Origin of the sequence: Streptomyces marianii (assembly GCF_005795905.1) — a bacterium.
Lineage (GTDB): Bacteria > Actinomycetota > Actinomycetes > Streptomycetales > Streptomycetaceae > Streptomyces > Streptomyces marianii.
Genome location: NZ_VAWE01000001.1, coordinates 832,001 through 852,517, shown reverse-complemented (window position 1 = coordinate 852,517; position 20,517 = coordinate 832,001). Strand labels below are relative to the sequence as shown.

Annotated in this window: 16 protein-coding genes and 1 pseudogene; 7 read left to right on the top strand and 10 right to left on the bottom strand. The window is 71.7% G+C overall.

Features of this window, described 5'->3' with window-relative positions; all coding sequences use genetic code 11:
* Positions 1–94: 94 nt before the first annotated feature.
* From FEF34_RS03905 to FEF34_RS03875, 7 genes are all read left to right on the top strand, one after another.
* Positions 95–1,288 (top strand): MFS transporter, encoded by a 1,194-nt coding sequence (locus tag FEF34_RS03905; protein ID WP_138051870.1) that lies wholly within the window; start codon positions 95–97, stop codon positions 1,286–1,288.
* A gap of 101 nt (positions 1,289–1,389) precedes the next feature.
* The gene (locus tag FEF34_RS03900; protein WP_138051869.1) at positions 1,390–2,022 is read left to right on the top strand and encodes an NAD(P)H-dependent oxidoreductase; all 633 of its coding nucleotides are present in this window, start codon (positions 1,390–1,392) and stop codon (positions 2,020–2,022) included.
* Between the two features lie 98 nt (positions 2,023–2,120).
* Positions 2,121–2,930 carry an arylamine N-acetyltransferase family protein gene (locus tag FEF34_RS03895; RefSeq protein ID WP_138051868.1) on the top strand — a complete coding sequence of 270 codons (810 nt, stop codon included), beginning with the start codon at positions 2,121–2,123 and terminating at the stop codon, positions 2,928–2,930.
* 188 nt (positions 2,931–3,118) lie between these two features.
* Positions 3,119–3,496, top strand: a complete 378-nt coding sequence (locus FEF34_RS03890; RefSeq protein WP_138051867.1) for a YybH family protein — start codon at positions 3,119–3,121, stop codon at positions 3,494–3,496.
* Between the two features lie 134 nt (positions 3,497–3,630).
* Positions 3,631–4,278, top strand: coding sequence for an NAD(P)H-dependent oxidoreductase (locus FEF34_RS03885; RefSeq protein WP_138051866.1), 648 nt, complete (start codon positions 3,631–3,633; stop codon positions 4,276–4,278).
* Positions 4,279–4,477: 199 nt separating this feature from the next.
* Entirely contained in the window at positions 4,478–6,082 is a 1,605-nt protein-coding gene (locus FEF34_RS03880; protein ID WP_138051865.1) for a class I adenylate-forming enzyme family protein, read from the top strand.
* A 387-nt stretch (positions 6,083–6,469) separates the two neighbouring features.
* The gene (locus FEF34_RS03875; RefSeq protein ID WP_138051864.1) at positions 6,470–7,054 is read left to right on the top strand and encodes an NADPH-dependent FMN reductase; all 585 of its coding nucleotides are present in this window, start codon (positions 6,470–6,472) and stop codon (positions 7,052–7,054) included.
* A 139-nt stretch (positions 7,055–7,193) separates the two neighbouring features.
* On the opposite strand, the gene FEF34_RS03870 is transcribed toward FEF34_RS03875, so the two are convergent.
* From FEF34_RS03870 to FEF34_RS03830, 10 genes and pseudogenes are all read right to left on the bottom strand, one after another.
* Entirely contained in the window at positions 7,194–8,408 is a 1,215-nt protein-coding gene (locus FEF34_RS03870) for an NAD(P)/FAD-dependent oxidoreductase (RefSeq protein WP_138051863.1), read from the bottom strand.
* A complete protein-coding gene (locus tag FEF34_RS42545) occupies positions 8,405–8,638 on the bottom strand; it encodes a (2Fe-2S)-binding protein (RefSeq protein WP_234043051.1) in 234 nt (77 codons plus the stop codon). The genes FEF34_RS03870 and FEF34_RS42545 overlap by 4 nt, the downstream gene beginning before the upstream one ends.
* Before the next feature lie 459 nt (positions 8,639–9,097).
* Positions 9,098–9,858: pseudogene (locus FEF34_RS42540) on the bottom strand (NAD(P)/FAD-dependent oxidoreductase); the annotation flags it as partial.
* A complete protein-coding gene (locus tag FEF34_RS03860) occupies positions 9,855–11,939 on the bottom strand; it encodes a molybdopterin oxidoreductase family protein (protein WP_138057268.1) in 2,085 nt (694 codons plus the stop codon). The gene FEF34_RS03860 and the pseudogene FEF34_RS42540, both read right to left, overlap by 4 nt.
* Positions 11,940–11,958: 19 nt before the next feature.
* The gene (locus FEF34_RS03855; protein ID WP_138051862.1) at positions 11,959–13,332 is read right to left on the bottom strand and encodes a nitrate/nitrite transporter; all 1,374 of its coding nucleotides are present in this window, start codon (positions 13,330–13,332) and stop codon (positions 11,959–11,961) included.
* A 97-nt stretch (positions 13,333–13,429) separates the two neighbouring features.
* The gene (locus FEF34_RS03850) at positions 13,430–14,851 is read right to left on the bottom strand and encodes a lyase family protein (protein WP_234043050.1); all 1,422 of its coding nucleotides are present in this window, start codon (positions 14,849–14,851) and stop codon (positions 13,430–13,432) included.
* A gap of 92 nt (positions 14,852–14,943) precedes the next feature.
* Positions 14,944–16,923 carry an FAD/NAD(P)-binding protein gene (locus FEF34_RS03845; RefSeq protein WP_138051861.1) on the bottom strand — a complete coding sequence of 660 codons (1,980 nt, stop codon included), beginning with the start codon at positions 16,921–16,923 and terminating at the stop codon, positions 14,944–14,946.
* Positions 16,924–17,063: 140 nt separating this feature from the next.
* The gene (locus FEF34_RS03840) at positions 17,064–18,629 is read right to left on the bottom strand and encodes a class I adenylate-forming enzyme family protein (RefSeq protein WP_138051860.1); all 1,566 of its coding nucleotides are present in this window, start codon (positions 18,627–18,629) and stop codon (positions 17,064–17,066) included.
* Between the two features lie 112 nt (positions 18,630–18,741).
* Positions 18,742–19,293, bottom strand: coding sequence for an SRPBCC family protein (locus FEF34_RS03835; RefSeq protein ID WP_138051859.1), 552 nt, complete (start codon positions 19,291–19,293; stop codon positions 18,742–18,744).
* Positions 19,294–19,489: 196 nt separating this feature from the next.
* Entirely contained in the window at positions 19,490–20,467 is a 978-nt protein-coding gene (locus FEF34_RS03830; protein WP_138051858.1) for an NADPH:quinone reductase, read from the bottom strand.
* Positions 20,468–20,517 lie beyond the last annotated feature (50 nt).

The following is a 20,517-nucleotide window of genomic DNA, read 5'->3' as shown; positions in this document are numbered from 1 at the left end:
CGGTTCCGGGACACACGCCGGGCGGGGGCGGCGACCTGACGGATGACGGTGTCCCGGGTTGTCGCCCCGCCCCGCCCGCCAAGAGGATCGTTGTATGCCGAACTCAAAGGTCGTCGAGGCGACTTCGAAGACGGCACCGCTCGCCGCGACCGTGGCGACGGTGTCCCTGATGGGCGTGCTCGTGGTCGGGCAGATGTATGTGACCATCCCGCTGATGCCGCAGGTCGCGGACGCGTGGCAGGTCCCGACCGCGTCGGCCGCCCTGTCCACCACCGCCTTCGCCCTCGCCCACGCCGTGGGCTCGCTCGTCAGCGGGCCGCTCTCCAACCGCTGGGGGCGGCGCACCGTGATGGTCGCCAACGTCCTCGCGATGGCCGTCGTCACGGCCCTGGTGCCGCTCGTCTCCGACCTGAGTACCGGTGTCGCCCTGCGCGCCTTCCAGGGGCTGTTCGCCGGCTCCTTCATCCCGATGGCGTACGCGTACGTCCACGCCCGCGTCGCGAAGGAGAGTGTTCCGCTCGCCCTGACCGTGGTCTCCGCCTGCATGGGCGCCACCGTGGTACTCGGCCAGGTCGAGGCGCAGCTCCTGGAGTCGCTGCTCGGCTGGACCTCGGTGTTCTGGGTGACTGTGCCACTGCTGGTGGCCGGTGCCGCCGTCACCTGGCGGGTGCTGCTTCCCGACCCGCCGTTCGTGCCCGCCGTCGTGCGGCCCACCGCCGGCCGCGACGCCACCCGCGGCGCGCTGTCGGGCCGCGTCGTGCCGCTGTACCTGGTCATCCTCGTCGGTGCGGGCGCCCTCACCGCGCTCTACACCGGCGTGGAGCTCTACGGGCCCCCGGGGGTGGCGGACAGCGGGGCCGCCATGCTCGCGCTGCGCGCCAGCGCCCTGCCGGCGCTGGTCATCGCAGTCCTGCTCGCGCCCGCGCTCGGCCGCTTCAAGGCCCAGCACCGTGCGTTCGGCGCGCTCGCCGTGATCGGCGCCACGATGCTCGCCGTCGGCTACGGCGGGGGCGACGCGGTAATGCTGGGTGGCGCCCTGTTCGTCTTCATGCTGGGCTTCTCCACGCTCGGACCCGCCCTCATCCAGGCCGTCGGCAGCCAGGCCGGGGCCGCGCAGACCACCGCCATCGCCCTGTACGGCTTCACGCTGAACGTGGGGGCCGGGGCGGGCGCCCAACTCCCGGGAATCCTGGACGGGTTCGGCCAGCTCGCGCTGGTCCTGGCGGTGGCTCTCGCCGTCGCCGCCTTCGGCGTCGGCCTCGCCGTGCGGGCCGCCCGCAGGACTTGACGTACTGCCGGGCACGTCATTGCGACGGCCCGGCCCGCCGCAACACCATTCGTTGCGTCCTCATCCGCCGCACCCTCCGTATGCTCAGGGAGCCCTTGACTATGACCAATGTCGCCGTCATCTACTACTCCTCGACCGGCTCGACCCACCGGCTCGCCGAGGCCGCCGCCGAGGCGGCCGCCAAGGAAGGCGCCGAGGTCCGCCTGCGCCGGGTCGCGGAGTTCGCCGCCACCGGCCGGGCCGGTTCGAAGGAGCACGCCGCAGCCACCGCGGACATACCCGAGGCAAGCCTGGACGACCTGGAGTGGGCGGATGCCATCCTGCTCGGCTCGCCGGTGCACTTCGGCCTGGCCGCACCGCAGTTGATGCAGTTCATCAACACCACCTCGGCGCTCTCCATCCCCGGGAAGCTGCTCAACAAGGCCGTCTCCGCCTTCGCCTCCGGCTCCGCCGAGCACGGCGGCCAGGTGACCACGATCCTCGCCCTGCACAACGCGATCTGCCACTGGGGATCGGTCATCGTGGCGACCGGCTCCACCGATGCCGTCCTCTACGAGAAGAACAACGGCAACCCGTACGGCGCCGGCACCGTCGCGGGCAACCGCCCCGGGTTCATCCATGAGGAGAACGTCGGCGCCATGGCCTACCAGACCCGCCGCACGATCGAGGTCGCCGCGGCGCTCAACACATCCGCCACCGTGTCCGTCCCGGCCCCCGTCCCCTCCGCCGGCTGAGGCCGGTCGCGGCAGGACCGACGCGAAGTGGGACGGGAAATGGGAAGGCAAGTGGGAAGGCAAGTGGGACGGGAAGTGGGAAGGGAAGTGAGTGCGTCGTGATCGGCGAGAGCCTGGTGGACGCCTATCTGGAACGCATCGGGGCCGAGCGCCCCGAGCGGGCCGATTCGGCGGCACTGCGGCGGCTGCAGGAACGCCACGTTCTCTCGGTGCCGTTCGAGAACCTGGACTACCACTTCGACCAGGACACCGACATCGTCATGGACGAACGGGTCCTGGACAAGATCGTGCACCTGCGCCGTGGCGGTGGCTGCTACGAGATCAATCCGGCACTCGGGCTCCTCCTCGAAGCCCTGGGGTACACCGTGAGCATCCTGCCCGCGCAGGTCCACCGGCCCGACGGCCTCGGCTCGCGCCAGGGCCATCTGGTGCTCCGCGTCGACCTGCCCGACGGCTCCTCCTGGCTCGTCGACGCCGGGTTCCGCCGCAACAGCCGGCGGCCGCTGCGGATCGGCCTCGCCGGGCCGCAGCAGGATCCGCACGGCAGCTATGAGCTGCACGAGACGGCCGAAGGGCTGCAACTCGACCTGGACGGAACGCCGCTGTACCTGGTGGACCCCAGGCCGTGCCGGATCGAGGACTTCGGCCCCACCCTGTGGTGGTTCCGGACCTGCCCGGGTTCCCCCTTCCGCCAGGACCTTTTCTGCTCGCTGCCCACGATCGAGGGCCGCGTCACGCTGAAGGGCAACGTGCTGACCCGCACCGAGCGGGGCGAGCGCACGCGGCAGGTGCTGGCGGACGACGCCGCCGTCCTGGCCGCGTACGAGAGGTACTTCGGCTTCCGTCTCGACCGGTTGCCCACGCCGCCGGTACTGCCGGAGGGCAGCACCGGCGTCCAACTCGACTGACACCCCGCTCTACCGTCGTGCGGCTCCACCGATCCACGGCATGACGGAGCAGTCGCACCACCCCACCCACCGCACGACGGAGCAACCGCACGTACCGCGAAGCCTTACTCCGGCCCCGCCCTGCGCAGCGACGGGGACGGACGGGCGCTCTGCCGTCCTCCGACCGAACTCTTCACACAGGAGCGAGAATGGCTGTCAGCGATCCGGCACAACTGCCTGAAGTCTTCGTGGAAGCCTTCAACGCCAAAGATCTTGACGCGATCGACCGGCTCTTCGAGCCCGAGGCGGTACGCGTGCTCACCCCCGGCGTCGTCGTGACCGGCGACGGACGCCGCCAGGCCACCAGCAGCTTTCTGAGCCTCGGCGTCCCCATAGACATCTCGGTCCGGCACACGTACGTCTACGACGACATCGCCCTGGTGATAGGCGACTTCGTCATCGACGGCACCAAGCCGGACGGTGAGCAGGTGCACATCGAGGGTACGGCCACCGATGTGGCGCGGCGCGGCTCCGACGGGCTCTGGCGCTATGTCATCGACAACCCGCCCGGTGTCGAGCGCGGCTGACTTGACGGATTATTCGCATTCTCCTGGCGGGTGCCGCTATCCACGACAGGATATGTCGTCGATATAGTAGCCAGAAAGTATTGAGTTCGCAGCCGGCTTCGGCGCGAGCACCCCAGCAAAGGAGCAGTACGCTCATGACCAAGGTCGCCATCGTTTACTACTCGGCCACCGGCAATATTCACAAGATGGCCGTCGCCGCGGCGGAGGCGGCCGACAAGGCCGGGGCCGAGGTGCGCCTTCGCCGGGTCGCCGAGATCACCGATGAGCCGCTCGCGCCCAACTACAAGGAATGGTCCCAGGCGAACACCGAGCACGTCAGCGCGAGCCGGGACGTCGAGGTGGCCACGATCGACGACCTGGACTGGGCCGACGCGGTCGTCTGGGGCACCCCGGGACGGTACGGCCTGCTCGCGGGACCCCTCAAGCACTTCATCGACCAGACTTTCGAGCTGCACGCCCGGCGCGGCCTGATGAACAAGGCGATGTCCGTGTTCACGTCGACGGGTACCCCGCACGGCGGCCAGGAGTCCACCGTCCTGTCCCTCAGCAACGTCTTCTACCACTGGGGCGCGATCATCGTGCCGCCCGGCGTGACCGACGACATCCTGCTGACGCCGAGCAACGGCAATCCGTACGGCGTGAGCGCCACCTCCGGGCTGCAGGCCATTCCCGGTCACCTGGCGCAGAACGTCACGGACGACAACCTCGCTGCCGTCGGCTACCAGACCGTGCGGACCCTCGAGGTGGCCGAGGCCCTGCGAACGGGTCTGCGCAAGGCGTGAAGGCACCCCCTCACGCAATTCCGGGAAGGCCGGACCGCGGCACGGCGGTCCGGCCTTCCCGCTGCGTGCCCTTTGGGCCGTTCGGACCGAGCTGACGCATTACCGGGTCACGACTTCTTCGTGCCTGCGCGCCGTGGCAATTTAATAGGGAGCGATGCCTGAGTTCGCGAGTCGACTTCAAGATGGGGAAGAAATCCTGATGTTCAAGGTTCCGCAGAGCAAGAAGTTCCTGTACCTCGGGGTGATGTCCGACCGTGCCGCCGTGAAGCACGGCAACACCCCGATCACTCTTGACCACGACATGGAGGCCTTCCCCGAGGCCGGCCGCAAGCTGACCGTCAGGGAGTTCGCCGGCCATGTCGCGGAGACCGCCAACCGGCTCTGGGCCGCCGGGGTGCGGCCCAGCGAGCATGTCGCCATCTACAAGACCTCCAACTTCGACATCACCGTCCTCGCCTGCGCCGTCGCCCGGATCGGCGCGGTGCCGGTGATGCTCTCGCCTCATCTGGACGGCCCCACCATCGACAAGCTCCTGCAGCGGCTCCAGGGCTCCACGCTCCTCACCGACGAGGCCAAGCTGTCCGGTGAGCTGGCCGGCTCGCCACTCGCGGAGCTGACGACGCGGGTCCTCACGGCGGTGGGGTCGTACCCCGGCGCCGTCCCGCTCGCCGACTTCGCCGGGGCGCCGGAGCGTCAGCCGGTGTTGCTCGCCCCGGACCAGCCGGCACTGATGACGCACACCTCCGGCACCACCGGCATCCCGAAGCTGGTGGTCCATTCGGCGCGTTCGCTCGGCGCCCGCGGCAACTGGCAGAACAAGGTCGTCCGGATGATCCGCAAGCGCGAGACCGTCGCCATGCACGTGTCCTACGTGCACTCGCGCATGTATCTCGGGCTGGCTGTCCTGCAATTGCGCGGCATGCCCATGGTGTTCATGAACGACGCCTCTCCGGCGCATGTGGCCGATGTCCTCGTCAAGCACCGGCCAGGCGTTTTGGAGACCCACCCCAACTCGTTCCTGGAGTGGGAGGCGATGCTGGACGACCCCCGCCGGCCCATCTCCAACGTCAAGTACTTCAACAGCACCTTCGACGCGATCCACCCCAGCACCATGCACAAGTTCCTGCACGCGACCGACCGGGACCACCCCGTCTTCCTGCAGGTGTACGGGCAGAGCGAGTGCGGTCCGCTGGCGGCCCGTACGTACCGCCGCCGGAACGCCCTGAAGGCCGACGGCCGCTGCCAGGGCTATCCGACGCCCGGCATGACCAAGTACCGGCTGGTGAGCCGGGACGGGAAGCCGCCGACCAAGGAGTCGCCCGGCTACATCGACGTCTCCACGGCAGGCCGTGCGCTGACGTACTTCGGCGAGCAGGAGCGCTTCGACAAGCAGGTCATCGGCGAGTGGTGGCGCGGCGGCGACGTCGGGTACCGCACCAGGTGGGGCTGTCTGCACCTGCTGGACCGCGAGGTCGACGTCATCCCCGGCATCGACTCCACGCTCGAGGTCGAGGACGCGGTGCTGCACAGGTTGGAGGAGCTGACCGAGCTGGTCATCGTGCCCGGTCCGGACCAGGAGGCCATCCCGGTCGTCTGCACCCGTGGCGACAGGCCTCTCGACCCGGCCCGCTGGGCCGCGGCCGTCGCCGACCAGCCGCCGTTGGCCGAGCCGCTCCAGCGCACCCTCGCCGAGCTGCCGCGCACCGCGACCGCGAAGATCAAGCGGCTCGAACTGGCCCGTCTGCTGGCCGAGTCCATCAGGGCGGAGCGGGACGCCGTGCAGGAGCCGCAGGCCTCCCGCTAGTGCCGCATCAGGCAGCGTTCGCCCCGTCGCGGCGCCCGGCGCGGCGACTCGCGGCGTTGCCGGATCAACCGAGTCGGCCCACTACGAGGTCGATCCGGCGCCTTGCGATTTACCGCACCGGACGCCGCTCCTTGACGGGCAAACCCTGCCTGACGCAGCACTGGCGGCGGAGGCCACCGGTGAAGGCACAGGTCGCCCGGCGGAGGCCGGATACGCTCTCGCGGTGCGACGCGTATCCGGCCTCCGCCGGGCCTGCGCCGCGTGGTCCGCAGGTCCCCACCTGCCGGCTCATCGAAGTCTTCGATGGCGATTGAAAACCCGCATGCGGGTTTGTTTGACTGTTGGTCAAGCAAATGAACCGCTGTGGAGCCGTGAATGGGGACTGGAATGTCGAGCGAGCGTATCCGTGTGGCCGTGATCCTGGCGAGCGTCCGAAAAGGGCGCTTCGGCCCGACGATCGCCAACTGGTTCATCAGTACCGCCGCCCAGCGCGATGACGTCGAGACCGACCTGATCGACCTGGCGGACTTCCCGCTGCCGACCGCCCTCACCGACGAACCGACCCCCGAGGTCGCCGAGATGCACCGCGCGTTCTCAGCGCGGCTCGCCGAGGCCGACGGCTTCGTCATCGTGACCCCGGAGTACAACCACAGCTTCCCGGCATCGCTGAAGGTGGCCGCGGACTGGACGCAGATGGAGTGGCACGCGAAGCCGGTCGGTTTCGTCGGCTACGGCGGCCTGGCCGGCGGTCTGCGCGCGGTCCAGCAGCTCAAGCACATCTTCACCGAGCTGCACGCGGTCCCGGTGCGCGACGCCGTCAGCTTCCACGGCCCGTGGGGGCAGTTCGACGAGAACGGCGCGCTGATCGACCCGACCGACGCCGAGGCGGCGGCGAAGGTGCTGTGGGACAAGCTCAGCTGGTGGGCGACGGCCACCAAGGAGGCCAAGGCGCGCCGTCCCTACGACGGCTGACACGCCTCGAGAACGCGGGTCCGCCCTCCCTGTCCGTCCCCCCCGGACGCGTGGACCCGACCAGCCTGCCGGGCGCCCCTTCCCTCCCGGGCGCCCGGCAGGCTCCCCGTACCGGTCGTGCCGTTCGGCGTGTCCCGGGTCAGCGCTGCGCCTCGGTGAGCAACCGCTCCGGTGCCATCGGAAGTTCCCGGCCGAGCAGGGCCCGTAGCGCCGGGTAGGCGCGGGCGTCTCCCGCGAGGACACCGCCGAGCAGGGTCCGGCCGTCCGCTGCGAGGACCACCTTGGCGTAGCTGCCCGCGCCGTGGTCGTCCCGGATGAACTCCAGCGCCCCCTCGGAACGGGCATGGGCGTCACCGAACCCGGCGACGTCCACGCCCAGGAGTTTCAGCCTGGCCGAGGTGTCGGCGCCGGTGAGGGCGGGGCCAGCGCCGTGGAGCAGCCGGCGTGCGACGCTCTCGGCCATCCGGTAGCCGGGGGCGGCCAGGCCGACGCAGCGCCCGGCCACCGCGGCGCACTCTCCGATCGCCCAGACGCGCTCGTCCGCGGTGCGGCAGTGCTCGTCCACCAGGAAGCCGCCACGCTCGCCCCGTGCGAGACCGAGGGGGGCGGCGAGGTCGTCCCGGGGCCGGACACCGGCCGAGAAGACCACGAGCGGGGTGTCCAGTGCGGTGCCGTCGTCGAGGGCCACCCCGCGCACCCGCCCGTCCGGCCCCGGTTCGACCGTGCGCAGGGTCCGGCCGCAGTGCACCCGTACCCCGAGTCGCCCGATCAGCCGGGCGAGGACCCGGCCGCCGCCGGCGTCGATCTGCTGGGACATCAGCCAGGGCGCCAGTTCCACGACATGGGTCCGCATCCCGAGCCGCCGAAGGCCGCCCACGGCCTCCAGACCGAGCAGACCGCCGCCGACCACCACGGCGGGACGGCCGGGGACGGCCGCGGCGCGGATGGCCTCGACATCCTCCACCGTCCGGTAGACGAAGCACCCGGGCAGGTCGTGTCCCGGCACCGGCGGCACGAACGGCCGAGAACCGGTGGCCAGGACCAGCGCGTCGTATCCGACCCGGGACCCGTCCGCACAGCTGACGGTGCGCGCCCGCCGGTCGGCACCGGTCACGGGCGTGCCCAGTCGCAGCTCGAGCCGCGGGTCACCGAGAAACCCAGGTGCCGCCAGACCGAGCTGGTCAGCGGTGCGCCCGCCCAGCAGCGAGGAGAGCGCGACCCGGTCGTACGCAGGCCGCGGCTCCTCGCCGAGCACCACGATCCGCCAGCGTTCCTGCGCGGGGTCCTTCAGCATCTCCTCGGCGAGTCGATGCCCGGCCATTCCGTGACCGACGACGACGAGCGTGCGGGTCATGGGGGTGTGCTCCCTTGTCTCTTGGCGTCCGTGCGGCTGTCGTCGGCGGCGCGGCTCCGGTCGTCGGCGCGCCTGCCGAGGGTCGCGCACAGCGATCGGACCACCGGGGCGCAGCTTCCGCAGCCCGTGGTCGCGCGGGTGGCGCCGGCGAGCGCCGTGACGTCGTGCGCCCCCTGGTGAAACGCGTCGGTGAGGTCCTTCCTGGTGACGTTGTTGCAGTGGCAGACCACCAGGTGGTCCGGCGGCTCGGCGCCGCCGGCGTACTCGTCGTCCCTGCCGAGCAGCAGCGCCAACCGGTCGGGCGGCAGCGGAGCGTCCCGGTCGTAGAGCTGGCTCACGGCGGCGACGGCGGGGGAGAGGCCCAGCAGCACCGCATGGCCGACCCGGCCGCCGCGCAGGACCAGCCGGGCGTAGCGGCCGCCCGCCCGGTCGACGAAGGACACCGTCTCGTCGAAGGGCACTGTCCCGTCCGCGTCGCCCTCGGGGCCGCCGAGAACCAGGACGTCCGTGCCGGGGCCGCGCAGACGCAGCGACCGTCCGCCGGGGCGGTAGGGGGCGGACGGGCCCTCGGTGAGGATCCGGGCCAGGGCGTCCGCCTGCTCCCAGGCGTGTGTGAGGGAGCCGTGCGGCGCTCCGGGGAAGGACACGCAGTCGCCGATCGCGTGGACGAACGGGTCGTCGGTCCGCAGCAGCCCGTCCACCAGGACGCCCCCGCGGACCGTCAGCCCGCAGGACGCGGCCAGTTCCGTGTCGGGGGTGGTGCCGGTGCACAGCAGCAGGGTCGACGCCCCGACGATCTGCCCGTCGTCGAGCAGCAGCTTGCCGGGGAGGTACTGGACAGCGCTGCGGCCCAGGTGGACGAGGACACCACGAGAGGCCAGCCGCTCGGTGAGCATGGCGCCGGCCGTGGCGTCGAGACGGTCGTCCAGGGGATGTGCGGACGGATGCACCAGAGCCGTCTCATGGCCGGCACGGCGCAGCGCCAGGGCCGTCTCGACGCCGAGCACCCCGCCCCCAGCACCACCACGGGACCTTCCACGGCGGGACCGCAGTCGGCCGCGGTGCGGACCGTGCGCACCCCTTCGGACAGGGCACCGGACGCGGTGCGCACTCCGGGCACCTCCGGGATGCGGGGGCGGGCACCGGTGGCCAGCACCAGGGTGTCGTAGGGGAGGCGGCAGCCGTCGTCGGTGTGCGCCACCCGGTGGGCGCGGTCGACCGAGGTGATCCGGGTGCCCGTCACCACCCGCACGTCGTCCGGCAGCGCCGGCAGCGCCAGCTGCCGCGGCCGCAGGGCCCCGTCGAGGACCGAGCCGAGCAGCGCACGGTTGTAGGCCGGTACCGGCTCCGCGCCTACCAGGGTCAGGGCACCGCGGTGGCCGCGCCGGCGCAGCTGCCGGGCGAGACGGTGGGCGGCCGGGCCGTTGCCGGCGACGACGATGGTCCTCACGGTGCCTCATCTCCGGTGGGGTCTGCGGCGACCGAGGGCGTGACGGCGACCGCGGTCACCTTGAACTCCGGCATCCTGCTGCGGGGATCGAGCGCGGAACCGGTGAGCAGATTGGCGGCGCCCGGCCCCGGAAAGTGGAAGGGCAGGAACACCGTGTCGGCGCGCAGCGCCCGGGACAGCCGCACCCGCGCCTCGACGCTGCCGTGGGCCGAACGCACCACGGCCGGTTCGCCGTCGGCGAGCCCGTACCGCAGAGCGGTGTCGGGGTGCACCTCGACGAAGGGGGCGGGCGCGGCGGCCAGCAGGGCGGGGACGCGCCGGGTCTGCGCGCCCGACTGGTAGTGGGCGAGCAGCCGGCCGGTCGTCGCGAGCAGTGGGAACGTGGCGTCCGGGACGGCGGCGGAGGGCCGGTGGTCCACCGGCGCGAACCGCGCCCGCCCGTCCGGATGCGCGAAGCGGTCGAGGAAGAGCCGCGGCGTGCCCGGGTGTGCCCCGTCGCCCTCCGGGCACGGCCAGTGCAGGGCCTCGCCCGCGTCCAGCCGGTCGTAGCTGATGCCGGAGTAGTCGGCCCGGCCGCCGGCCGAGGCGCGGCGCAGCTCGGCGAAGACCTCCCGGGGCGCGGTGGGGAACCGATGCGCGGGCTGGCCCAGACGCACGGCGAGCCCCCGCAGGACCTCCAGGTCGGTCCGTACCCCCGGCGGGGGGCTGAGCAGGGGGCGGCGGCGCAGCACCCGGCCCTCCAGGTTGGTCATCGTTCCTTCCTCCTCGGCCCACTGCGCGACGGGCAGCACCACATCGGCGAGCGCCGCGGTCTCGGAGGGCACGAAGTCGGCGACGACCAGCAGATCGAGGGCGGAGAGCCGGTCGGCGACGTGCGCGGCGCGAGGGGCGGAGACCACGGGATTGGACCCGAACACCAGGAGCGCCCGGGGCCCTTGCGCGGTGCCGAGCGCGTCGAGGAGTTCGTAGGCGCTGCGCCCCGGGCCCGGCAGTGCCTCGGCGTCCACCCCCCAGACCCCTGCCACATGGGCCCGCGCGTCAGGATCGGTGATCATGCGGTAGCCGGGCAGCTGGTCGGCCTTCTGCCCGTGCTCGCGGCCGCCCTGCCCGTTGCCCTGGCCGGTGAGGGTGCCGTAGCCGCTGCCGATCCGGCCCGGAAGGCCGAGTGCGAGCGCCAGGTTGACGAAGGCCGCGGCTGTGTCGGAGCCCTTGCTGTGCTGCTCGGCGCCGCGCCCGGTCAGTACGTACGCCCGCGGCGCCTCGGCCAGCAGCCGCACCGCCTCGCGCTGGTCCGAGGCGGGCACCCCGGTGATCCGCTCGACCTGTTCCGGCCACCACCCCACCGCCTGCTGCCAGGCCTCTTCGAAGCCGGCGGTCCGCTCCTTGACGTAGTCCTCGTCGAGTCGTCCCTCGGTGACCGCGAGGTGCAGCAGACCCAGGGCCAGGGCGAGGTCGGTGCCGGGCGCGGGCCGCAGGTGCAGCGCGGCGCGTTCGGCGGTCCGGGTGGCCCGCGGATCGATCACGATCAGCTGCGGCCGTTCCAGATGGCGCATCAGCGGTGGCATGGTCTCGGCCGGATTGGACCCGGCGAGCAGGACGACGTCCGCCTCGCCCAGGTCGCTTACGGGAAACGGCAGTCCGCGGTCGAGGCCGAAGGCCGCGTTCGCGGCCGCGGCCGCCGAGGACATGCAGAAGCGGCCGTTGTAGTCGATCTGGCTGGTGGCGAGCGCCACCCTGGCGAACTTGCCCAGTGCGTAAGCCTTTTCGTTGGTCAGACCGCCGCTGCCGAACACACCGACCGCGTCGGCACCGTGCCGGGCGCGCAGCTCGCGCAGGCGATCGGCCACCAGGTCGAGGGCGTCGTCCCAGTCCGTCGGCGTCAGCTCGCCGTCCGGGCCGCGCACCATCGGGGCGCGCAGCCGGTCGGGGGCCCGCAGTACCTCGGGCGCCGTCCAGCCCTTCTGGCACAACCCGCCCCGGTTGACGGGGAACACGGGGTCCGGGCGTACGGTCGCCGAGGGTGCGTCGGCGCCGGAGAGCAGTGTGGCGCACTGCAGCGCGCAGTACGGGCAGTGGGTCATCGCCGTCGGAGTGGACTCCTCAGTGGACACGGAGGGCCTCCTTGCGCGGCGCGACGGCCGGCGGCCGGGTCCGGCCGTCCCGGAGGTACACCGTCCGGAGCAGTACCGCGCACACCGCGTAGAAGGCGAGGAAGGCGTAGAACGCGGGCTCACCGGTGCCGAGGGAGCCGTAAGCGGACCGGAACGCCAGGTTGATGGCGACTCCGCCGAGCGCGCCCACCGCTCCGGCGATGCCGATCACCGCACCGGAGAGCCGGCGGGCCCTCGCGAAGGCCTCGGCGGCGTCCCGGCCCGAGGTGACCGCGTCCTGCGCCTGTCGGGCGAACACCGAGGGGATCATCTTGTACGTCGAGCCGTTGCCGATGCCGCTCATCACGAACAGGACGCTGAACCCCGCCACGAACAGCGGGAACGAGGCCGCGTGGGTCGCCCAGAGGAGTACCACGGTGCTCGCGGCCATGCCGGCGAAGCTCCACAGGGTGACCCTCGCGCCACCGCACCGGTCGGCGAGGCGGCCGCCGAACGGACGCGTCACCGAGCCCAGGAGCGGACCGAGGAAGGTGAACGAGGCGGCCTCCAGCGGTGTGGACCCGAACTGGGACTGCAGGACCAGCCCGAAGGCGAAGCCGAACCCGATGAACGAGCCGAAGGTGCCCACGTAGAGCAGGGAGATCCACCAGGTGTGGAGGTCGTGGGCCGCCTCCCGCTGAGCGCCGCGCTCGGTGCGCACCATGGCGACGTTGTCCATCCGCAGGGTCGCGAGCAGCGATGCCAGGACGATCAGGGGCAGATAGAAACCGGCGACGTACGCCGGGTGGGTGTCGCCGACCGTGGAGATCACCAGCAGGCCGAGCAACTGCACCACCGCGACCCCGAGGTTGCCGGCGCCCGCGTTCAGGCCGAGGGCCCAGCCCTGGTGCCGCTGCGGGTAGAAGGCGGTGATGTTCCGCATCGACGAGGCGAAGTTGCCGCCGCCGAGACCGGCGCTCGCGCCGATCAGCAGGAAGATCCACAACGGGGTGCCCGGGCGCTGCACGAAGTACGTCGTGAGCGAAGCGGGCACCAGGAGTACGGCCGTGGAGAACACCGTCCAGTTGCGCCCGCCGAAGCGGGTCACCGCATAGCTGTACGGCAGCCGGAGCAGCGCGCCGACCAGCACCGGAACGACCACGAGCAGGAACTTCTCGTCGGCGGCGAAACCGAGGCCGATCTCGTCCGACAGGAACAGCACCAGGACCGACCACATGCTCCATACCGAGAAGCCGATGTGCTCGGAGAGAACGGAGAGCACCAGATTGCGGCGGGCGATCCGCTTGCCGGTGCGCTCCCACGCTTCCTCGTTCTCCGGATCCCAGTCCTCGAGCCATCGTCCGGAGACACGTCCGGTGGTCATCTTCTCCTCGGCTTTCCACGCGGCTTCCACGCGTATTTCCACGATTCGGGAGCCCGCCCCCGCGCGTGCCGACGCACCGGGGCGGGACGGAAGGGCGTCATGCGAGCAGGGCGCGGTCCACCAGGGCGGAGGCTGCGCCGGTGTACCCGGCGGGATCGCACAGCGCGGCGAGTCCGTCGCCGGTGACACCCTCCGGCAGGTGGGGCAGCGCCCGGAGCACCTCGGCCAGCGGCCGGCCGGTGCGGGTGGCCGTCTCGGTGGCATCGGTCAGCAGCCGCTTGGCCGGCGCCTTGCCGATCAGCGGGGCGAGTACGGCCGCGATCCGCTCCGACACCACCTGGCTGCCGGTCAGGCCGAGGTTCTCGCGCATTCGCCCGGGCCGCACCTCCAGGCCCGCGGTGAGCTCCACGGCCGTGTGGGCGGCGCCGCCGGTCAGCCGCAGACACTCCCGCAGCAGTTGCCACTCGGCGTGCCAGGCACCCGCGGAGCGCTCGTCCTCGGAGACCAGGCACTGCGTCAAGCCGGATGCGATGACCGGGACTTGGAGCGCGGCGCTGCGCACCAGGGTGGCCAGGACCGGGTTGCGCTTGTGCGGCATCGCCGACGAGCTGCCCCGCCCCGCCGCACCGGGCTCGGCGACCTCCCCCACCTCGGTCCTGGCAAGCGACTGCACATCGACGGCGATCTTGCCCAGCGCACCGGCCGTGAAGCCGAGCGCGGCCGCCAGATCGGCCATCGGCGTACGCAGCGCGTGCCAGGGCAGCACCGGAGGGGTCAGACCCGTCTCCTTGGCGAACGCGTTCACCAGACGGTCCAGATACGCGCCGGGCTCGGGTCGGAGCCCTCCTGCGCCGATCGCCGCGTACTCCAGATAGCCGGCGAGCGTGCCGGCCGCCCCGCCGAGGGCGACGGGCAGTCCGTCCGACTGCACCCGGCCCAGTCGCCGCTCCGCGTCCAGCAGCAGCTGGCGCCAGCTCACCGCCCGCAGGCCGAAGGTGGTGGGCACGGCGTGCAGCCCGAGCGTACGGCTCACCGCCGGGGTGTCCCGGTGCTCGGCGGCGAGCGTGCCCAACGCGGCGGCCGCCGACCGCAGGTCGGCACGGATGATCCCCAGCGCCCGGTCGGCGATCAGCATCGCGCCGGTGTCGAGGATGTCCTGGCTGGTCGAGCCGCGGTGCACGTACTCGGCGGCTGCCGGGTCGTCGGCCGCCACCACCGCGGTCAGGGCCTGCACCAGACCGACCACCGGATTCGCTGTTTCCCGCGCGGCGAGCGCCAGGGCCCGCAGATCGAGCCGGTCGGCGCGGGCCGCCGCCGTGATGGCGTCGGCGGCCCGCTGCGGCAGCGTGCCGAGCCCGGCCTGCGCCCGGGCGAGAGCGGCCTCGGCGTCCAGCATGGCCTGCAGCCACGCCGTGTCGCTGACGGCCGCCTCCACCGGGGTGCCGGCCCGGACCGGGGAGAGCAGCCCGGCGTCGGCGAGCGCCTCCGGTGCCGCCGTCCGGCCGGCCGCCGGGCGCACTCCGGCCGGTGGCAGTCCGGTGCGGGCGGAGTGCGCCCCGGACGCGGGTGCGCCGTTCGTCCCGTGCGCGGTCCCCGGTGCCGGGAGCCGGCTCACACGATCACCCCGAACAGGTCGTTGTCCGTCTCCATCGGCCGGACCGCGCTGGGGACGCTGGCGGCCGGGGGGAGGCTCAGGACGGTCCGCGCGATCGCGTCCGAGTCGCCGATGGTCACGGAGTCCACCCCCGGCCGGATACCGGCCGCCGTCACCCAGTGCACCGACTCGGTGGGCACACCGTAGGCGAACCGCCGCGGGTGGGCGTGGCCCTTGCCGTCGAGCAGCCGGTAGGGCCGTTCGGTGACGGCGAGACCTCCGGTCTCGTACTCGGTGCCCGCCTCGCCCTTGATGCGGAACGGTGTCGCCTGGTCGGTGTCGAGCAGGTGCCGGAGCAGCGGGTCGTCGGTGCGGCGCAGGTCGGGCTCCGGCAGCCGCGCCTCGATCAGCGTGGTGGCGCGGATCGCCTCGCCCGGCACCACGGTGGAGTGGGCCACGTACACCTGGGCGGCGGTGTCGATGCGGACCTGGGTGCCGGGGCCCGTCACGGTGAGCAGGCCCGCCTCGATCAGTGCGATCATCTCCTCGATCCGGGAGGCCGGCGGGCCGATCGACAGGAAGGCGTTGAGCGGTGTGTACCAGCCCTCCAGGTCGTCCCGGTGCGAGTTGCCCTCCAGCCCACCGTGGTCGACGGCGAGCCGGATCTCGTTGCGCAGATCGCGCAGTACGTCGAGGGCGGCCTTCACGGGTCCTGAGACGTTGCCCTCCCGGGAGCGCTCGACATCGAGCCGCAGGTACCGGAGCAGCCAGTCCGTGAAGTCGTCGCGGTCCGCGAACCGCCTCTCCCCGTAGGGCCGCGAGAGCTTCTTCCAGTCCCATCGGTCGTCCGCGCCCAGGCCGTACTCGGCGAGCAGGGCCCCGGCGTCCGCGTCCGGGGCCAGCGACAGGAACCGCTCGGTGAAACTCTCGCGCAGCCGAGCCTCCCCGCGGCCGGTGAGGAGCGCTCCGTAGTAGACGCTCTGCACCTCGCGGGAGATCAGCGGCCACAGGTCGACGGTGAAGTTGACCGGGACGCCGTCCGCCGCGCGCTCGCGCAGTTCGGCGATGTACTCGGGTGTGAGCAACCGCGGGAAGTAGCGGCCGGTGGCGCCCTTCTGGTTCTCGCCCCGGGCGTGGTAGGGCACACCGCGGCGCGAGAAGGCGAACAGGCGCGGCTCCTTGCCCGACGCCCGGTACACCAGTCGGCCGTCCACGCGCTCGAAGCTGCCGCCCCGGCCCAGGGTGAACAGGGCCATGTGGTCGAAGAAGTTGAGGCCGAGGCCGCGCAGCAGCACGTTCTCGCCGGGTTCGACGCCGTCGAGCGGCAGATCCGCCGGATTGGCGGGGGTGATGTAGGTGAGGTGGTGGATCCGGGCCAGGCTCGCGGTGCGTGCCTCGCGGGCCGAGAGCCTGGCAGGCACATGGCCCTGTGCCATCACGATGGCGTCCAGCTCGTTGAGCCGGGTGCCGTCCTCCAGGCGTATGCCCTGCGGACCTCCCGGCACGCCGTGGGTGTCGGCCATGGCGACCGCGCGCGAGCGGTGGACCCTGACCTCCGTGTGGGCGGGGGCGTTCGCCACCACCCGCTGGAAGCAGTCGTGCAGATAGCGGCCGTAGAAGGCGCGGGTGGGGTAGGCGTCGGGGCCGAGGCGCTCCGCCTCGGCGAGCACCTCGGCGTCGTGGTCTGCCGGGTCGCCGAGCAGGGCCAGGCTCTTGGCCCACTCGTACAGGCTCGGGCCCGGCTCGACGGGCCCGTCGATGGTGGCGCTGTCGTCGGTGAAGACGGTGATCTGGGACGCGACGGTGTTCATCAGCAGATGCTGCGACTGCTCGGGGCGCCAGACGTTGCCGGCCCCCGGGGCCGAGGGGTCGACGACGTGGACGGTGACGGTCCGGTGCGTCGGCCGGTGGCGCTCGTTGGCCAGCAGCCGCTCCAGGACCGACAGACCACGCGGCCCGGCTCCGACGATGCAGACTTCGAGGCGGGTTCCGTTCATGAAAAGGCTCCGTTTCGGGGCACACTGCTACGAGTCACTGCTTCGGGTCACTGCTGTGGGACACCGCCAGGCGGCGGCCGGTGTGCGGGACACCGGCCGCGGCTGCGAGCAGGAGGAGACAGAGGGGGGAAGCGGCTGTTCTATGCCGCGCCGGACGTCAGCAGCCTGGCCAGCTCAAGACGCTTGATCTTGGTGGTGGCCGTCTGGGGCAGGTCTTCCAGACGCCACTGCACGGGCTCGGCGAGCGCCGGGAGGTCGACGACCGCGGTCTTCCAGGCGATCGGGTCGAGTGGCTGGTTCTCGCGGGTGCACACCACCGGCACCGGGCGGTTGTCCGCACCGGGCACGATGATGACCTCGATGAGCTCGGGCAGCCGGGTGAACAGCTTGTCCTCGATCTCGAGGGTGGACTGCACTCCGGGGATCTCGTCGACCTCACGGTCGAGCAGGTGCAGACAGCCCAGTTTGGTGCGGTATCCGACGTCGCCCATGCGCCACCAGCCGTCGTGCACCTGCTTCTGCCAGCGCTCGTGTTCGCCGAGGTAGGTGACGATCCTGCCGTCGCTCCTGACCTCGATGAACCCGGGGTTCTCCTTGCTGGGCGGGTTGCCGTCGCGGCTGACCACGCGTACCCCGGTCATGCCGGGGAAGGGCACCCCGACACAGCGGCCGTTGAAGTCGGCGCCGTCCTTGAGGGAGTAGGTCCTGGCCGCGATCGGGCCGACTTCGCTCTGGCCGTAAGCCTGGGCGAACCGGCGGCCCTTCCGGCGGGAGGCCTGCAGCAGGCGGTTGACGGTGCGCGGGTGGATCGCGTCGAAGGTGCTGGAGAAGTACTTGACGTTTGCGAGCGGACCGCGGGGGTCGTCGGCGAGCACCTCCCAGCGCAGGAACGTGTTGGGGTGGGCCTCGATGAAGCCGGGCGGAACCTGGCTGAACAGCTCGCCCACGGTCGCCGGGTCGTCGTCCCGCAGGATGATCAGCGGGTGTCCCTGAAGGATCGAGATCGGCATCGCGGTGAACATCCGCGAGTGCACGAACGACACGTGCACGGCGATCGGTTCGCGCTTCGCCACCGCCGTGGCCACCACGGCGGCCTGCGGGCGGTAGCGGGCCTGGAAGCTGAGACCGGTGTGTACGGCCAGCTTCGGCGTACCGGTGGTGCCGGAGGTGTGCGTGATCAGCGTCGGGTGGTCGACCGGCATCGCGACCGCGGGCACCCGCTCCACCCCGGCGAGCGAGGCGAGGGTGGTGGCGCCCTCGTGCTCTCCGCCGGCCAGCAGCACCGTGCGGGAGAGCCCGAAGACCTCGGCCGGCAGATCGTTGTCGAGCTTGTCCTGGTCGGTCACGAGGAACGGCTGCCCGACCCGGCGCAGCAGCTCGGCCACGGTGGCGCCGTCGAGCTTCGGGGACAGCAGCACCGGGATGGCGCCGGTCCGCGCGACGGCACAGGCCAGCAGGGAGATGTCGAAGTTGTCGCTCTTGTGCACCACGACGTGGTCGCCGGGACGGACCTGGGCGGCCCACAGCCGGGACGCGAAATCGTCCACCAGGTCGGCCAGTTCGGTCAGCGTGGAGCGGCGTGCGAGCTGCGGGGCGATGTCCAGGTCGTGGTCGAGGACCACGAAGTTCGCCGGGTGCCGAGCCGCGGCTCTTTCGAAGAGCGTGCCGAGGCGGATTCCTTTGCTTCCTATTCGCTGGAGAAACATGTACCCGATCTCTCGTCCATGACTGTGGATTTCGTCAATTGATGGGGGAGGGGCGGGGAGGGGTCGCGGGGCTTCCCCGAACCGCCGCTGCGCGTCGAGATCTCGAGACGCGTCAGTTCTTCTCGATGACGTTCTTGATGCGGCTCAGGGTGTCGTCGAGGTCTTGCTCCAGCTTTGCGGTCCAGTCGTACACGAACCGCTTGCGGGCGCCCTCGTCGAGAGTCTCGACGATCTTGTGGATACCGGCGGTCGCTCTGCCCATCCGGAAGTGGTGGATCAGCCACGAGGTGCCGTCGCCGGCAGCCTCGATGTCGAAGCCCCAGACGGACTCCTGGTCCTCTCGGGCGTGGGTGAGCATCATCCAGCGGAAGGTTCTGCCGGGCTCCGCGGCGACCACGCGGGCCTCCGTGTGCCAGGTGCCGCGGACCAGCGGCGCCCAGCCGACCACGTCCTCGCTGCGCAGGTTCTCGCCGCGGAAGACCGAGCCGACGGCCGACGGTGGGCCGCTTATCCACTCACCGCCCATGCACTCGGGGCTCCACTCCTTGCTTCTGGTGAGGTCGCTGACAACGGCGTAGATTTCCGCGGGGGACGCGGAAACCCTAATGCGGGCGTCGAGTTCGAAGAGCGGCGAATTGTTGATGACGCTTTCTTTGGTGGTCATGACGGCAATCCTGCCGACGGCTGCGAAGAACCGTCAATCAAGGTTTTCCGGGTCCGTCAAGTCGAATTCAGGACGCTCTGTGGCTGTTCGGCTCGGCATGAGAAGCGGTGATCTCGCGGTGCCTCGGCCGTTCTTCCGGGCGCACTTCGCTTGTCCAGCGGTGCACTTCGCTTGTCCAGCGGTGCACTTCGCTTGTTCAGCGGTGCATTCCGAGCACCAGCTTGCCCCGGACCTTGCCCTCGTCGAGCCGGCGGTGCGCATCGGCCGCCTCGCTCAGCGGCAGCACCTCCGTGGCGCGGGGACGCAGGTGACCCGACGTGAGAAGCCCGTTGATGCCCCGGGCGGCAGCGGCGAGCTGGGCCGTGTCGGCGTGCGAGATGGCGAAGCCGTGGACCGAGCGGTCCATCAGGTACAGCGGCCCCACCGGCAGCACCGGCCGGGTTCGCAGTCCTGCCAGCAGGACCAGCCTGCCCCGGCTCGCCAGCAGGTCCACGGCGGTGTCGAGGTCGTTGCGCCCCGAGGTGTCGACATGGAGGTCGACCCCTGCCGGAGCGGCCGCGCGGATCCTGCCCGCGACATCGCTGTGCCGGTAGTCGACGACCTCGTCGGCACCGAGCGAGCGGACGTAGTCCTCGTCCCGGCCGGAGGCGACGGCGATCACCCGGGCTCCGGCCCTGGCCGCCATCGTCACGATCGCGCTGCCGACGTTGCCGCCCGCGCCGAGCACGGCGACGGTCTCACCGGCCCGCAGCCTTCCGTGGGCGAACAGGGCCAGATGGGCGGTGGCGGCCGGGTGCGCCAAGGCCACGGCCGCGACCGGATCGGCCCCTTCGGGCAGGTGGTAGAGCCGGTCCGCGGCCACCACGGCCTGTTCGGCGGCGGCTCCCTGGCGGCCGTCGTGACCCAGGCTGTTGCACCAGACGCGGTCGCCGGGGCGGAAGCCGGGGGCGCCGGGGCCCACGGCGGCGACGGTGCCGACCAGGTCGCGGCCGATCACGAAGGGGAACTCGAGCGGAGTGCGCCAGGCTCCGGAACGGACGAAGCCGTCCACGTGGTTGACCGCGGTGGCCTCGACGTCGACGAGGACGTCGTTCGGACCGGGTACGGGCGGGGGAAGCTCACCGTGGCGGATGACGTCCGGTGAGCCGAGCTGGGTGATGAAAGCGGCACGCATGCCCCGGAGTGTGGCACCGGAGCACCTGTACGGACGGTTCCGGCCGCACA

What these genes read in the sequence shown, in the direction of transcription:
- FEF34_RS03890 (WP_138051867.1), top strand. Translation starts at nt 3,119, where the DNA reads ATGGCTGTCAGCGATCCGGCACAACTGCCTGAAGTCTTCGTGGAAGCC.
- FEF34_RS03840 (WP_138051860.1), bottom strand. Translation starts at nt 18,629, where the DNA reads ATGTTTCTCCAGCGAATAGGAAGCAAAGGAATCCGCCTCGGCACGCTC.
- FEF34_RS03845 (WP_138051861.1), bottom strand. Translation starts at nt 16,923, where the DNA reads ATGAACGGAACCCGCCTCGAAGTCTGCATCGTCGGAGCCGGGCCGCGT.
- FEF34_RS03900 (WP_138051869.1), top strand. Translation starts at nt 1,390, where the DNA reads ATGACCAATGTCGCCGTCATCTACTACTCCTCGACCGGCTCGACCCAC.
- FEF34_RS03860 (WP_138057268.1), bottom strand. Translation starts at nt 11,939, where the DNA reads ATGACCCACTGCCCGTACTGCGCGCTGCAGTGCGCCACACTGCTCTCC.
- FEF34_RS03835 (WP_138051859.1), bottom strand. Translation starts at nt 19,293, where the DNA reads ATGACCACCAAAGAAAGCGTCATCAACAATTCGCCGCTCTTCGAACTC.
- FEF34_RS03905 (WP_138051870.1), top strand. Translation starts at nt 95, where the DNA reads ATGCCGAACTCAAAGGTCGTCGAGGCGACTTCGAAGACGGCACCGCTC.
- FEF34_RS03870 (WP_138051863.1), bottom strand. Translation starts at nt 8,408, where the DNA reads ATGACCCGCACGCTCGTCGTCGTCGGTCACGGAATGGCCGGGCATCGA.
- FEF34_RS03830 (WP_138051858.1), bottom strand. Translation starts at nt 20,467, where the DNA reads ATGCGTGCCGCTTTCATCACCCAGCTCGGCTCACCGGACGTCATCCGC.
- FEF34_RS03875 (WP_138051864.1), top strand. Translation starts at nt 6,470, where the DNA reads ATGTCGAGCGAGCGTATCCGTGTGGCCGTGATCCTGGCGAGCGTCCGA.
- FEF34_RS03855 (WP_138051862.1), bottom strand. Translation starts at nt 13,332, where the DNA reads ATGACCACCGGACGTGTCTCCGGACGATGGCTCGAGGACTGGGATCCG.
- FEF34_RS03880 (WP_138051865.1), top strand. Translation starts at nt 4,478, where the DNA reads ATGTTCAAGGTTCCGCAGAGCAAGAAGTTCCTGTACCTCGGGGTGATG.
- FEF34_RS03885 (WP_138051866.1), top strand. Translation starts at nt 3,631, where the DNA reads ATGACCAAGGTCGCCATCGTTTACTACTCGGCCACCGGCAATATTCAC.